Below are 13,881 nucleotides of genomic sequence, written 5' to 3'. Positions count from 1 at the left end.
ATCAGATAATTATGATGAAATGCCCGCTACTCCAGTCCGAGTACTCTTCTGTTCAGGCTTTCGTCCGCTCCTGCACTGGCAAAATCGTCGAACGCCTTTTCAGTCACACGGATGATGTGATCTTTGATGAACGGCGCGCCCTCTCTTGCACCATCTTCCGGATGCTTCAGGCAACACTCCCACTCCATCACAGCCCAGCCGGAGAAATCATATTGAGTCAGCTTGCTGAACACCGCCTTGAAATCAACCTGGCCATCACCCAGTGAACGGAATCTGCCAGGGCGATCTACCCAACCCTGGTAACCGCCATATACACCAGAACGGCCGGTGGGATTGAATTCCGCATCCTTTACGTGGAACATTTTGATCCGCTCGTGATAGATGTCGATATACTCCAGGTAATCGAGACATTGCAATACAAAATGACTTGGATCGTACAGCAGGCAGGCACGCGCATGATTGCCGGTAGCCTCCAGGAAACGCTCATAGGTCGCGCCATCATGCAGGTCTTCACCTGGGTGAATTTCATAACAAAGGTCTACACCATTCTCATCAAATTCATTGAGGATCGGCAGCCAGCGGTTCGCCAGTTCTTTAAAACCGGTTTCTACCAGCCCTGCAGGGCGCTGTGGCCATGGATATACCGTATGCCAGAGCAATGCGCCACTGAAGGTAGCATGTGCATTCAGGCCCAGGTTACGGCTCGCCTTTGCAGCATATTTTAATTGCTGAACCGCCCATTCAGTACGCGCAGCAGGCTTACCTCTTTTATCAGCAGGTGCAAAAGCATCAAACAGATCGCTGAATGCAGGATGTACTGCCACAAGCTGTCCCTGTAAGTGGGTAGAGAGTTCAGTGATCTCCAATCCGGTAGATTGCACCAGCCCTTTGATCTCATCAGCATAAGTCTTGCTCTCAGCTGCTTTTTGCAAATCAAAGATCTTAGGATCAGAAGTAGGGATCTGCACACCTTTAAAACCTAAGCCGGCAGCCCATTTACAAATGCTTTCCAGGGAGTTGAAAGGGGCAGTGTCTCCGAGGAACTGCGCCAGAAATATTCCAGGTCCTTTGATAGTTTTCATAATAGATTAGATTTCAAATTTTGTCCATTTTTCGTTGCTCTGTCCGGATTTTACGACGTTCTCAATGAAGGCCATACCTCTCACACCCTCTTCCACACCTGGAAAATCAAGTGCTTCAGGAGCAGGTGTTTCACCTTTCAGCTTAGCCAGCAATGTCAGCGCAAAGTTGCGATACAGGTTGCCAAAAGCTTCCAGGTAACCCTCCGGATGTCCGCCGGGCGTACGGGTATTATGAATAGCATAACTGCTTTGTAATGCACCGTAGTTATTGCCCGCACGATAAATTTCTGCAGGTTTGTCCAGCCATTTTACAATCAGGGTATTAGGTTCCATCTGTGACCATTCAATGCCACCCTTTTCACCATAGACGCGGATAGTCAAATCATTTTCTTCACCAGCAGCTACCTGTGAAGCAATGAGCACACCGGAAGCCCCATTATCAAATTTCAGTAACACACCACCATCATCATCCAGGGCACGACCCGGAACAACAATATTGAGATCAGCACACAGTTTGTCGATTTTCAATCCACTTATATACTCAGCCAGATTGGCAGCATGTGTACCAATATCGCCCATACAGCCTGCTTTTCCCGAACGGCTGGGGTCTGTACGCCAGGCAGCACCTTTACTGTCTTTTTCAGAAAAAGTGCTCAGCCAACCCTGCGGATACTCGACATAAATCTTTCTGATTTTACCAAATACACCGTTCTTCACCATCTGCTTTGCCTGCTTTACCATCGGGTAACCAGTGTAAGTGTGGGTGAGTAACAATGAAAGACCAGTGGATTCAACCTTAGCTTTCAGTTGTTTCGCTTCCTCAAGCGTAAAGGTGATGGGCTTGTCAATAGCTACATGGAAACCTTTTTCCAGTGCAAGCATGGCGGGTTCAAAGTGTACATGATTGGGCGTAACAATAGCAATAAAATCCAGTTTCTCATCTGCTGGCTTATTGGCTTCAGCTTCCAGCATAGTCTTGTAGTCAGGATAGGTCCTGTCTGGGTGAAGAAACAACATTTCGCCGGAGGCTTTGGAAATCTCCGGATCAGAACTGAATGCTCCGGCTTTCAGTTCAATCAGACCATCCATGTTCGCAGCAATCCTGTGAATAGCACCAATGAAGGCATTCTTTCCGCCCCCAATCATACCCATTCTTAACTTACGGTTCATTTGCAATAACTTTTTGTTCTTTATAATAGGTTTGAGTTGTTTTTCGCATCCCGCAGCATGAAACGGGAAGTTGTGCACGTGTTTTTATTCATAACGTCATTACTCCACAGCTTTTAAATGTAGAAAACTCCGGGGAAATTCCATCATGAAATTTCTCATTTAACTGAAATAGGAAGATTATAATTGACTTTAGAGTTCCTTTGTATTATAAATTTATTATAGTGGAAAGGAAAGAAAACTGTAAGTAGAAAGAATACAGAACTATAATAAACAGAATCTTATATAAAAAGAAAGAGCCTGATACGACTATCCGGCTCTTGTTTTACTATCCTATGAAAACCCTAATACTGTAAAGGTAGACTGTTGTAACAAGTGAAGGTGTTAAACGGTCGTTAACGACATATTTTTTTTAGAGTGTATTTTTTACCCCTCATACCATTACAACCAGGATAATACAAATGAAGGAATTGATCATATGGGCAAATAAAGACGCATAATGCAATCGGTTGTAACTTTATAAATAAATGTTAATCAAATAATTACAATAATTAAATTTATTACAGAAAACAACTCAGAATAAGCGGACTAAGCATTGATTTGTTTTAATACAACCATTACTGTGAATGTGTATACGTATGGCATTTAGTTGATTAATCACACTGATGCCATTATTATCATTCCGTGGTTTTAAATGTGAGGGTTGTGCGGTTCTACTCATTTTTGTACATTGAGAAATATATATCTATACCTATGAGCAAAGTGCTGTTATTCTTTGCGGCTGTCACCCTCCTGTTTTCCTGCTCCTACTTTGGGAAAGAGGTACCTATCAGTGAACAGGATCGTATGCTGGCCGATTCCCTTCATATTGACCGGCACGCAATTGCTGCCATCCGAACACTCACTACTGCCCCCTTGCATATCCTGGGCGAAGCCGAAGGGTTGGAGTTTGAATACCACCCAAAATCCGGCAAATACGAACGCGTCCGGCAAAAACTCCGGTCAGCAGGTTATCTTCTCTTTAAATCAGCAGAAAATTACGGGAACCTCCCGGACCAATTCGCCGTAGTAAAGTCCAGGGATCAGTTTGATATAATTAAATTAAAATGTACCAGTGCCCCTAATTATGATATTTCCAACGACAGCCTGCTCATCAGGCTACATAACTGGGATAGCCGCTATTCACTGGAGATCCTGGGCGCCGGAAGTGACTGGCTGGAAGCCAGATTTAGTAAAATACCCCCTGCAGACCTCGATTCCTTTGCCCGTGAGATCCATGCTTTTTGTCCGGATATAGCTGAAGAAGGTGTTGGAAATGTGGAAGATCTGGTCCAGGAGCTGAAAGAGACAAGAACTTTGTACCTCTGGTGGGACTAAAATATATTTTTTCTGTTTAAACTGTCATCCTACAGCATTACGGCTTCACTATGTGCAAATAATTCCTAATTTTACGGGCCTTGCCGGAATCCCGGATAGCTGACACCTTGTCATCGGTCGCTTCCAAGCATAATATTTGGGTAAGGAAACGGATTGGAACATAGGTATCCTATGGCCCTACAACTATTTTAACAATCATTCGTAATAAACTAGACATGTTAGGTTTTTTAACAAAGCTTTTTGGCGGGCATAAATCGGAGAGAGACATCAATACGATCATGCCTGTGGTGAAAAAGATCAACGAGGAGTATGAAAAACTGCAATCCCTGCCTGTAGACCAGCTGCGTAATAAAACGCAGGATTTTCGCCAACGGATCAAAGCCCATTTGTCGAAGATTGACGGAGTAATTGCTGATAAACAGGCGGAAGCTGAACAGACTGAAGAAGTAACTGAAAAAGATACTATCTATCAGGAAGTAGACAAGCTGAAGAAAGACAGAGATAAACAAATTGAAGAAATACTGAAGGAAATTTTGCCTGAGGCTTTCGCAGTGGTAAAAGAAACTGCCCGCCGCCTCACCAACAATCCTACCATCACTGCCACAGCAACCCAGCTGGACAGAGACCTGGCAGTAAGAAAAGATTACCTGACCATCGAAGGTGACAAAGTGACGTGGAAAAATACCTGGACTGCTGCTGGTAGCCAGGTTACCTGGAACATGGTACATTATGATGTACAGCTGATAGGTGGTATCGTACTGCATGAAGGTAAGATCTCCGAAATGGCAACAGGTGAAGGTAAAACCCTTGTATCTACCCTGCCTGCTTACCTGAATGCACTGGCTGGCGAAGGTGTGCACATTGTAACAGTGAACGATTACCTCGCCCGTCGTGACTCCGAGTGGAATGGTCCCCTCTTTGAATTCCTGGGTATCACCGTGGATTGTATCGACAAGCACCAGCCTAACACCGCTGAACGTCGTGCAGCTTACCTGGCTGATATTACCTATGGTACAAACAACGAATTTGGCTTTGACTACCTCCGTGATAACATGGTGCATACACCAGACGAAATGGTGCAACGCAAGCACCACTTTGCCATGGTGGATGAGGTGGATAGCGTACTGGTGGATGACGCCCGTACCCCACTCATTATCTCCGGTCCTATCCCCCGTGGTGAAGAACAGGAGTTCCATGTATTAAAACCTCGTATCCAACGTCTGATCGAAGCACAACGCCAGGCTGCTACCCAGTACCTGCTGGAAGCTAAGAAACTGATCGCTGAAGGTAAAGATGATCCTAAAACAGGTGGTCTGGCCCTGATGCGTGCATGGCGTGGTTTGCCTAAAAACAATGCACTGATCAAGTACCTGAGCGAACCAGGTATTAAAGTATTATTACAGAAAGCTGAAAACTATTACCTCGCCGACCAGCAGCGTGAAATGCCGAAGGTAGATGAGGAACTGTACTTCAGCATCGACGAAAAGAACAACACCGTAGACCTGACAGATAAAGGTATTCACCTGATCACCCAATCCGGTGAAGATCCAAACTTCTTCATCCTGCCGGATGTAGGCTCCGAGATCGCCGAGATCGAAAAGATGGACCTGTCTGCCGATGAGAAGCTGCATCGTAAAGATGCCCTGCTGCAGGACTTCGCGCAGAAATCTGATCGTATCCACTCCGTACAGCAATTGCTGAAAGCATATACCCTCTTCGATAAAGACGTGGAATATGTGGTAATGGATGGAAAAGTAAAGATCGTAGATGAACAGACAGGTCGTATCCTGGATGGCCGCCGTTATTCTGATGGCTTACACCAGGCAATTGAAGCGAAAGAGAATGTAAAAGTGGAAGCAGCTACCCAAACCTTCGCTACAGTTACCCTGCAGAACTACTTCCGTATGTATCACAAACTGGCAGGTATGACCGGTACAGCTGTAACAGAAGCCGGTGAGTTCTGGGAGATCTACAAACTCGATGTTGTAACCATTCCAACTAACCTCCCTATTACCCGTAAGGATAATGAGGATTTAGTATACAAAACAAAGCGCGACAAATACAGGGCAGTTATCGAAGAAGTGAAGAAACTGCAGGCTGAAGGCCGTCCGGTACTGGTAGGTACTACCTCCGTAGAAGTATCCGAACTGCTGAGCAAAATGCTGACCTTCGAGAAAGTTCCTCACAATGTATTGAACGCAAAACAACACGCCCGCGAAGCACAAATCGTCGCAGAAGCAGGTTTGAAAGGTGCAGTGACCATCGCTACCAACATGGCAGGTCGTGGTACGGATATCAAGCTCGGACCTGGTGTGAAAGATGCAGGTGGTCTGGCTATCATCGGTACTGAACGCCACGAAAGCCGCCGTGTAGACCGCCAGTTACGTGGTCGTGCCGGTCGTCAGGGAGATCCGGGTACTTCCCAGTTCTTTGTATCACTGGAAGATGACCTGATGCGTATGTTCGGTTCTGATCGTATCGCAGGTCTCATGGACCGGATGGGCTATAAAGAAGGCGAAGTGATCCAGCACAGCATGATCACCCGTTCTATCGAAAGAGCACAGAAGAAAGTAGAAGAAAATAACTTCGGTATCCGTAAACGTCTGCTGGAATACGATGACGTGATGAACAAACAACGTACTGTGATCTATGCAAAACGTAATCACGCATTGTTTGGCGAACGTCTGGCAATTGACATCGACAATTCATTCTACGATGTAGCCGAAAGCATTGCCAATACACACAGGGAAACCGGTGACCTGGAAGCACTGAAACTGGATGCCATCCTCAACTTCGCGATCGATGTAGATGTAACCCAGGAAGAACTGACCAAAGGTGATGTAAATGCACTCGCATCTAAACTGTACCATGCTGCGAAGGAAAACTACCAGCGTAAAGTACAGGATATCGCACAGAATACACTGCCGGTGATCAAACAGATCCACGAAGAGCAGGGTCACCACATCGAGAATATCTCTATTCCATTTACAGATGGTAAGAGAGGTGTCAATGTACTGGCCAACCTGCAGAAGGTAGTTGATACCAACGGTTTTGAAACGATCAATTCCCTGGAACGTAATATCACCCTGTCACTGATTGACGACGCGTGGAAAGAGCACCTGCGTGCGATGGACGACCTGAAACAATCTGTACAGAGTGCAGTATGGGAACAGAAAGATCCGCTGCTGATTTACAAGTTCGAAGCATTTAACCTGTTCAAAGAGGTGACTGCAGAAACCAGCAAGGAAATCGTATCTTTCCTGTGTAAGTGTGGTATTCCCGTACAGGAAGATGGCCGTTCACAGCAACAACAACGCCAGCAGGCACCACCGCCGATCAGAGAGGCAAGAGAACAGAAGACTGATATGAGCAAGATGAAAGCGACACATCAGGATTTTGAATCCACCAATGGTCATGAAGCACAGGAGTATGCAACGAATGCAGAACCGATGAAGCAGGACCCGGTGAAAGTAGGCCCTAAGGTAGGAAGGAATGATCCTTGCCCTTGCGGAAGTGGAAAGAAGTTCAAGAACTGTCACGGAAAGGACCTTTAGTCCTTACTTGATGAAAATAGTAAAAAGGGTGTCTCTGCTGAGGCACCCTTTTTTGTTTGTTTAGTAAAGGTCTACGCAGCTAGATGAAAGGGGAGGGTATGGCGGGGACGGAAAAAAGCGAGGATGGAATTGGGGTTACGAACACAGATCTGGATATGGCTTTTGAGTTTGATACCGGCACCCGGGAAAGCAGGAGCGCCTTCGATAAATGCACAACGAACAGTGTCAAAGCTGGGTGTGAAAACGAAACCAAACTTTTGCTTCTCCATTTCCTGCTCGCATCGCATATAGTAATGCATATGTTCAATTACGCTACAATCTAATTCGCGCAGTAATTTATCATTGTATAAATCTGACTTAGCGTTCCTGTTTATAGGTAAAGAATCCATACTCCTTCCCATACTCAGATAATAATTGGATAAACTCTCTGTATACTTTGAATCCAGAAAATTACAGCAATGCCCAGGATTGATGACAGCCCCTAATACAGCTGGCTGCTTTATTTTACCCTGTTTACATTTTTCATGGGCCCATTGCCAGGCCCTCTTTTCATTATTCTCCCAGAAGTACATTCCATGCCCTAACCAATCGTAAGGATTTTTCTTAAAATAAAACTCATTGGGAGCATTAATTAACCGAAGGCAGGTTTCCTCGTCACATCCATGGAAACCCAGAATAAGATGGTCTTTGATGTGGTACATAAAACATGTTGGATTATTCGTTCTTAAAATCAATATAATTCCATACTTCATACTGCCGTGTAAACTTCCCATTTTCATCGACAATACCGGCATCCTGAAGGTATTTCAAACTTTCTTCAGGAGTACGCTGCTTAGCATCCTCCAGGGCCTTTTTCGCGATCTCACTAACTCTATTGACCTGAAAATCCGGATGAAAAATATCCATCATACTTTCTGTTTTAATTGTGAACAATAAATTACTCCACAAATTTACCCCCAATCCCCCTCCCAGCCTAGCTTTCCGCGATCCAATTTTGTTCATTCTGCATATATCTTTTCTCACTTCAACCATTCCCGTTCATTCCTGACAATCCTACAATTTTCCCTACCTTCGCACCCGAAAACCACTTCACTATGCAGCTGAACAAATACATTGACCACACGGTCCTCAAACCTACCACCACCCTCGAAGACATCAAAAACCTCTGCATGGAAGCCGTTGAATACGACTTCGCCGCAGTATGCGTTCCCCCTCCCTTCGTAAAGGTAGCCAAGACCTTCACCAGCAGCACTACCACCAAAGTGGCCACCGTTATCGGCTTCCCCTTCGGCTACTCGGCCATCGAAGCCAAACTCGCCGAACTCGTCCTCGCCATCGTCGACGAAGCCGACGAAATCGACATGGTCGCCAACCTCCTCGCTATCCGCAACAAAGACTGGGACTATATCGAAAAAGAAATCAATAACATCATGGCCGTGATCCGCAACCAACCCAGAAAAGTGGTACTCAAAGTGATCATAGAAAGTGGCATATTATTGGAAGAAGAAATCATCAGGTGTTGCGAGATCTACGCTAAATACGGCGTTGACTATGTCAAAACATCCACCGGGTACGCCGAAAAAGGCGCCTCCGTTGAAGCCGTAAAACTCATGCGGGCCCATCTGCCGCAAAATATTCAGATAAAAGCTTCAGGCGGAGTTCGTACATTTGCCTTCGCCCAGGAGCTGATCGCTGCAGGCGCCACCAGGTTGGGAACTTCCAGCGGCGTGGCACTCATGAAAGAGGCAAAAGGGGAGGCGACTAATGGTGCCGCAGGCACATATTAACCATCATCCCCATCAGCTAAAAGACTGAACATGAAACACATAATCATATTATTATCCGGATTACTGATCGGTACCCTCGCTTCCGCTCAGGACAATACCCTGGCCACTGCCAATACCGGCGGCGTAAAAGTGGTGAAAGACAGCCGGCTCGATCTGCTGATAAAAAAACAGATCTATATCAACACCCTCGCTATCCGCAACCAACCAGGTTTCAGGGTACAGGTCATTTCTACCAACAAGAGAAATGAAGCTACCGATATGAAAGCCAAGGTCATGCAACTTTACCCTGACTACCGTACCTACCTGGACTACCAGGCTCCTTACTTCAAAGTACGCGTAGGTGACTTCAAAAGCCGGGACGAAGCTGCTGACCTGAGAGATAAATTATCTTCCAGCTTCAACGGCGGCGTGTTCGTTGTACCTGCCATTATTAATCTACAACCAGAGAAAGAGGCAGGGAATGAAGAATCGTATTAAGGAACTCGCACACAAATACGCGCCCGAGTTCATCGCTATCAGAAGACATATTCACGCCAATCCCGAACTCTCCTTCCAGGAGTATGAAACGTCAAAGTACATTCAGCAACAACTGGATAATTTCGGGGTGAAATATACTGCCGGCGTCGCCGGTACCGGGATCGTTGCCATCATTGAAGGAAAAAACCCTTCTAAAAAAGTGATCGCACTCCGCGCCGATATCGATGCCCTTCCCATCACTGAAGCCAACGATGTGCCTTATAAATCATTGAACACCGGCATTATGCATGCCTGTGGACATGACGTGCATACTACCTGCATTTTAGGAGCTACCCGCATCCTCCAGGAACTGAAAGATGAATTCGAAGGCACCATCAAGATCCTCTTCCAGCCAGGTGAAGAAAAACACCCCGGTGGAGCAAGTCTCATGATCAAAGATGGCGCGCTGGAAAACCCACGCCCCGATGCCATCCTCGGTATGCACGTGCAGCCTTCTATGGAAGCCGGTTTACTGGGCTTCCGCGCAGGCCAGTATATGGCCAGTGCCGATGAGATCTATATCACCATCAAAGGCAAAGGCGGCCACGCTGCCCAACCTCACCTCACCACCGATACAATTCTCGTAGCATCACACCTGGTCGTGAGCTTACAACAGGTGATCAGCCGTAATAATAATCCTTTCTCTCCTTCTGTGCTCAGTATCTGTGCATTCAATGGTGGCTATACCACGAATGTAATTCCCAGCGAAGTGAAACTGATGGGCACCTTCAGGGCAATGGATGAAACCTGGCGCTTTAAAGCCCACGAAATCATCAAAAAACAGGCAACTGAATTAGCACACGCCATGGGGGCAGACATCGACATCGATATCCTGGTAGGCTATCCCTGCCTGTATAACAATGAAGAAGTGACCGAACGCTCCCGTGCATTGGCAGGGGAATATCTTGGACAGGAAAATGTACAGGATACAGAAGTCAGAATGGGGGCGGAAGATTTCGCCTTTTATAGCCAGATCATCCCGGCTTGTTTCTTCCGGTTAGGAACCGGTAATATAGCAAAAGGTATCACATCCGGTGTACATACACCTACATTCGATATCGACGAACGTGCTATTGAAACAGGGATCGGAACAATGGCTTATCTAGCTACACAAATCTAAAAAATTGACAGCGCCCGCTTTTAAGCGGGCGCTGTCAACATGGCTTTGCTTATAACCAATCAATTATCATTATCTTTCAATATCATTCTTCATTGTATAATGGTTGTCCAGCTTCGTTAACTTTAATAAGCCCCACTTATCGATACTTAATTCCCGCAAACTATCCGCCTTCACACTCAAACCCATCAGCTTTAAATTGCTGAAATCTATTTGCCCATACAAGCCCAGCTCAATTTTCACCGAATCAATATCACTCCTGGTCCACGAGTTAATCATGTTATTTTTTCCTCCTTTACAAGTCAATTGATGAAGAAATACCTCTGAAAAACCTATTGAGAAATCATCCAATCCAATCACTTCCAGCGATGGCTGCTTAAACCCGGAAACTCCCATATTTATATTATTTGCAGCAGCCCTGATAAAATGTACAGAAGGACAATACACAAGTACTTTGTAAGCCTTATTTGGCAACAGGTATAACGTATCACCTTCCTGTTTGTAATGGAATTGCCCACCATCCAATCCCATAGGAACCACCTTAAAATTTGAATCAGCCATCACTTCCAGCTGATTCCCCTGGCTCGGATGGACTACAATCGCTTTAAAAGGTCGTAACGCAATCTCTTTATCCACATCATCACCCTGGAATCGCAAGGCCTTCCCATCCCCATTTATCCCCTTCTTAAAATAGGCCCACAACAACACATCTGACGCCAGCATCAACAACACGATGATGCCAACGAAAACAAGTAACATTTTTATACTGGTCTTCATAATTGTAAAATTTAATTACCTGAAATGTGAACGCTTATACTTCTCATAATGCGTCTTCAGCTCATCCAGTTCTATATCCAGCAGGTAGATACTCCGAAAGAACTGCGGCAATTCATTCTCCATGAACCGCTCTTTCTTCAGCTGTTTTATCCGCTTCATCGCATCCGATGCTACGAAATATCCAATCCCCCTTTTATTGTAAATGATCTCATATTGCTGCAAATACTCACAGGTACGCATCACTGTATTGGGATTGACTTCCGTCTGCACCGCCAGCTCCCTCACGGATGGCAGCCTGTCATCTGCCTGCCACTTGTCTAACAGGATCTGTTCGCAGATATAATCTGCAATCTGCAGGTATATCGCTTGTGATTCTTTAAATTCCATGAGTTTAAAATTTAAATCTCCTTATCCTTTAACCTGAAATATGCCAATACCCACAATGCCACCGGAAATATGTAACCCATTGCAAAATATAGTACATCCAACAGCCATTTAGGTGATTGCAAAAAGATGGAGATATGAGATACATTACCTGGATTGCCAACAAGCGATACCCCAAAGAATGGAGCAGATGCTGCCCAATCCATCAAATGACCATAAAACAGGATGTTCATAAAAACCGTATTGATGGCCCATATCAGCAAAACACTAATAAATACGGCAAACAATGTTTTGACAATACTGTACTTAGGAAAGTAAACTGATCCCAACAGGATAATTGATTGGCACATAAACCACCAATGATACAGCACCATGACATCATCTCGCAGATCTTTAGAAAAATCAAAATTGATCACATGTTTTTCACTGCTCAGAGACAAGATAAACGTACCAATGAGCGTCGCTGTCCCAAAAGCTATATGATATACCAGTAAAAAACCTACCGTCGTAATCAACAGCGTGGTGAGGAACTTTTCAAAATGAGAAGCAGGCAACAATAGATAATCAATTCCCCTGGGTTTGTCGGCTAACTGGATAAATGAAAAACCGGTAAAGATCAACCCCGTGCCATACAACAGGACACCATAAAAAGGAAAGATAAAGGAAAGCTTTACCACCTCCCTGGAATTCGTTAAAATACCAAACAGTCCTAATGCAACTAGCACACCTACCAATACCACCAAAGACATCAGGTACAACCGCAGATTGTCTACAATATGCTTTTTAAAATACGCCCCAAACCTGGGCGCATGAAATACATTGCTCGTTTGCATAAGGGAAATTAAAAGAGTTGATTAATCCGTCCGGAAGGCTCCAGCACGGCATTAAAGAGCAGTTCCATATCCAGTCTGCCAGGTATGCCACCAGTATTCTCTGTGATAATAGCATGCCCCAGTCCTGAACTTTCTGAGAACAACACGTTCTCTGCCTCTTCCAGTTGCTTTACATTTCTGAAATGCAGCCGCTCCGTCACCGTCTCTACATCCTGCTTAAAAATAATCTTGTGATTGTCTATCACCACAATGCTGTCAATGAGGTTATCCAGGTCTCTTACCTGGTGCGTGGAAATCACAATACACTTCTCCTCATTCACCGCAGCAGCAATCACCTTGCGGAACTGGCTCTTGGACGGAATATCCAGGCCATTTGTCGGCTCATCCATGATCAGGCATTTCGTATTGGTAGCCAGACCAAAACTGATGATTACCTTTTTCTTCTGCCCATAACTCATATCAGTGAGCTTCTGGTCACGAGGCACTTTAAATTCATGCAGGTATGCCTGGAATGCGCTCTCATCGAAATTGGGATAAAAAGGTGCATAGGTGTTCACATAACGGCTGATAGTCACCTGCGGCAGGTAAAACTCTTCAGGCACCAGGAAAAGATGACTGAGGAAAGCAGGCTGCCGACGTTGGGACTCATAGCCCATCACCGTACATGTCCCGCTTTTGGGAAAAAGCAACCCTGCTATGTGCTTCAGCAAACTGGATTTGCCGGCCCCGTTCCTGCCCAGAAGACCATAAACATGACCCGCCTCCAACGCTAAATTCAACCCCTCAAACAATGGCCTACCCTTTTTGTAGTGGAAATGAAGATTCTGGATAGTTATCATATAAAGTGATTTAGTGTACTACTTAACTAGTACACTACAAAGATAGAGAAGGGACTGATATTTCCAAATTCAAATAAAAATATTTTTTATACAATTCAGGCCCCCCCGCTACAACCTGACAAAACGCCCCTGCATTTTCCCACAAGCACGCAACACATCCTCCTGTATTAACGCATCCACCACCTCCCATTCTTACTCCCTCACCCTTGTCCCTACCCTGCCCTCCCGGCTGCCACCCGCTAATACGCTAACCCCTCCCTGCTTCCTCAAACAAACCATCTTCCCACTCTTACTCCCTCAACCCATATCCGTCTCCTGTATCCTACCTCCCCCCGCTAATACGTTACCTGCCCCCTGCTTCCTCAAACAAAACCATCTTTCCCATGCTCACCCATTCTTACTCCCTCAAACAATATCCCTTCCCCCTCCCTGCTTCCTCAAACAAAAC

At 45.3% G+C, this 13,881-nt stretch carries 13 protein-coding genes; 5 read left to right on the top strand and 8 right to left on the bottom strand.

The genetic code is table 11. The annotated features are described in order from the left end of the window. Positions 1–26: 26 nt before the first annotated feature. Together ABDW33_RS26235 and ABDW33_RS26230 are read right to left on the bottom strand one after the other, a co-directional pair. Positions 27–1,082: a sugar phosphate isomerase/epimerase gene (locus tag ABDW33_RS26235; RefSeq protein ID WP_343693077.1), complete on the bottom strand. Its 1,056-nt coding sequence runs from the start codon at positions 1,080–1,082 to the stop codon at positions 27–29. Positions 1,083–1,088: 6 nt separating this feature from the next. Next, the gene (locus tag ABDW33_RS26230) at positions 1,089–2,252 is read right to left on the bottom strand and encodes a Gfo/Idh/MocA family oxidoreductase (RefSeq protein ID WP_343693076.1); all 1,164 of its coding nucleotides are present in this window, start codon (positions 2,250–2,252) and stop codon (positions 1,089–1,091) included. 750 nt (positions 2,253–3,002) lie between these two features. Between ABDW33_RS26230 and ABDW33_RS26225 the strand changes: the two genes are divergently transcribed. Together ABDW33_RS26225 and secA are read left to right on the top strand one after the other, a co-directional pair. Further along, a complete protein-coding gene (locus ABDW33_RS26225) occupies positions 3,003–3,626 on the top strand; it encodes a DUF4253 domain-containing protein (protein ID WP_343693075.1) in 624 nt (207 codons plus the stop codon). Positions 3,627–3,841: 215 nt separating this feature from the next. Beyond that, positions 3,842–7,180, top strand: coding sequence for a preprotein translocase subunit SecA (gene secA / locus ABDW33_RS26220; protein WP_343693074.1), 3,339 nt, complete (start codon positions 3,842–3,844; stop codon positions 7,178–7,180). Between the two features lie 71 nt (positions 7,181–7,251). Here the strand turns inward: secA and ABDW33_RS26215 are convergent, their stop codons facing one another. Both ABDW33_RS26215 and ABDW33_RS26210 read right to left on the bottom strand, forming a co-directional pair. Then, on the bottom strand, positions 7,252–7,881 hold the full coding sequence (locus tag ABDW33_RS26215) for a hypothetical protein (RefSeq protein ID WP_343693073.1): 630 nt from the start codon (positions 7,879–7,881) through the stop codon (positions 7,252–7,254). Between the two features lie 13 nt (positions 7,882–7,894). Then, entirely contained in the window at positions 7,895–8,089 is a 195-nt protein-coding gene (locus tag ABDW33_RS26210) for a hypothetical protein (RefSeq protein WP_343693072.1), read from the bottom strand. Positions 8,090–8,274: 185 nt separating this feature from the next. On the opposite strand from ABDW33_RS26210, the gene deoC reads away from it, so the two are divergent. From deoC to ABDW33_RS26195, 3 genes are read left to right on the top strand one after another with little or no spacing between them, the layout of a single operon-like run. After that, on the top strand, positions 8,275–8,967 hold the full coding sequence (gene deoC, locus ABDW33_RS26205; RefSeq protein WP_343693071.1) for a deoxyribose-phosphate aldolase: 693 nt from the start codon (positions 8,275–8,277) through the stop codon (positions 8,965–8,967). Positions 8,968–8,997: 30 nt separating this feature from the next. Continuing rightward, on the top strand, positions 8,998–9,444 hold the full coding sequence (locus ABDW33_RS26200) for an SPOR domain-containing protein (protein ID WP_343693070.1): 447 nt from the start codon (positions 8,998–9,000) through the stop codon (positions 9,442–9,444). Continuing rightward, the gene (locus tag ABDW33_RS26195; protein ID WP_343693069.1) at positions 9,428–10,603 is read left to right on the top strand and encodes a M20 family metallopeptidase; all 1,176 of its coding nucleotides are present in this window, start codon (positions 9,428–9,430) and stop codon (positions 10,601–10,603) included. Before ABDW33_RS26200 ends, ABDW33_RS26195 begins: the two co-directional genes overlap by 17 nt. A gap of 69 nt (positions 10,604–10,672) precedes the next feature. Here ABDW33_RS26195 and ABDW33_RS26190 read toward each other — a convergent pair whose 3' ends face one another. The 4 genes from ABDW33_RS26190 to ABDW33_RS26175 are packed head-to-tail and all read right to left on the bottom strand — an operon-like array spanning position 10,673 to position 13,433. Next, positions 10,673–11,377 carry a hypothetical protein gene (locus ABDW33_RS26190; protein ID WP_343693068.1) on the bottom strand — a complete coding sequence of 235 codons (705 nt, stop codon included), beginning with the start codon at positions 11,375–11,377 and terminating at the stop codon, positions 10,673–10,675. A gap of 15 nt (positions 11,378–11,392) precedes the next feature. Beyond that, the gene (locus ABDW33_RS26185) at positions 11,393–11,764 is read right to left on the bottom strand and encodes a GntR family transcriptional regulator (RefSeq protein WP_343693067.1); all 372 of its coding nucleotides are present in this window, start codon (positions 11,762–11,764) and stop codon (positions 11,393–11,395) included. Positions 11,765–11,775: 11 nt separating this feature from the next. Further along, positions 11,776–12,594: a hypothetical protein gene (locus ABDW33_RS26180; protein WP_343693066.1), complete on the bottom strand. Its 819-nt coding sequence runs from the start codon at positions 12,592–12,594 to the stop codon at positions 11,776–11,778. A gap of 8 nt (positions 12,595–12,602) precedes the next feature. Then, complete coding sequence (locus ABDW33_RS26175) at positions 12,603–13,433, bottom strand: ABC transporter ATP-binding protein (protein ID WP_343693065.1); 831 nt, start codon at positions 13,431–13,433, stop codon at positions 12,603–12,605. Between the last annotated feature and the right edge of the window lie 448 nt (positions 13,434–13,881).

Origin of the sequence: Chitinophaga sp., assembly GCF_039596155.1 — a bacterium.
GTDB lineage: Bacteria > Bacteroidota > Bacteroidia > Chitinophagales > Chitinophagaceae > Chitinophaga.
Note: the sequence above shows the minus strand (reverse complement) of the source record. Positions and strands in the feature narration are given on the sequence as shown.

Excerpts from the sequence above, each read along its gene's own strand:
- ABDW33_RS26230 (WP_343693076.1), bottom strand. The coding sequence starts at position 2,252 with ATGAACCGTAAGTTAAGAATGGGTATGATTGGGGGCGGAAAGAATGCC.
- ABDW33_RS26215 (WP_343693073.1), bottom strand. The coding sequence starts at position 7,881 with ATGTACCACATCAAAGACCATCTTATTCTGGGTTTCCATGGATGTGAC.
- ABDW33_RS26180 (WP_343693066.1), bottom strand. The coding sequence starts at position 12,594 with ATGCAAACGAGCAATGTATTTCATGCGCCCAGGTTTGGGGCGTATTTT.
- ABDW33_RS26185 (WP_343693067.1), bottom strand. The coding sequence starts at position 11,764 with ATGGAATTTAAAGAATCACAAGCGATATACCTGCAGATTGCAGATTAT.
- deoC (WP_343693071.1), top strand. The coding sequence starts at position 8,275 with ATGCAGCTGAACAAATACATTGACCACACGGTCCTCAAACCTACCACC.
- ABDW33_RS26190 (WP_343693068.1), bottom strand. The coding sequence starts at position 11,377 with ATGAAGACCAGTATAAAAATGTTACTTGTTTTCGTTGGCATCATCGTG.
- ABDW33_RS26210 (WP_343693072.1), bottom strand. The coding sequence starts at position 8,089 with ATGATGGATATTTTTCATCCGGATTTTCAGGTCAATAGAGTTAGTGAG.
- ABDW33_RS26175 (WP_343693065.1), bottom strand. The coding sequence starts at position 13,433 with ATGATAACTATCCAGAATCTTCATTTCCACTACAAAAAGGGTAGGCCA.
- secA (WP_343693074.1), top strand. The coding sequence starts at position 3,842 with ATGTTAGGTTTTTTAACAAAGCTTTTTGGCGGGCATAAATCGGAGAGA.
- ABDW33_RS26235 (WP_343693077.1), bottom strand. The coding sequence starts at position 1,082 with ATGAAAACTATCAAAGGACCTGGAATATTTCTGGCGCAGTTCCTCGGA.
- ABDW33_RS26195 (WP_343693069.1), top strand. The coding sequence starts at position 9,428 with ATGAAGAATCGTATTAAGGAACTCGCACACAAATACGCGCCCGAGTTC.
- ABDW33_RS26200 (WP_343693070.1), top strand. The coding sequence starts at position 8,998 with ATGAAACACATAATCATATTATTATCCGGATTACTGATCGGTACCCTC.
- ABDW33_RS26225 (WP_343693075.1), top strand. The coding sequence starts at position 3,003 with ATGAGCAAAGTGCTGTTATTCTTTGCGGCTGTCACCCTCCTGTTTTCC.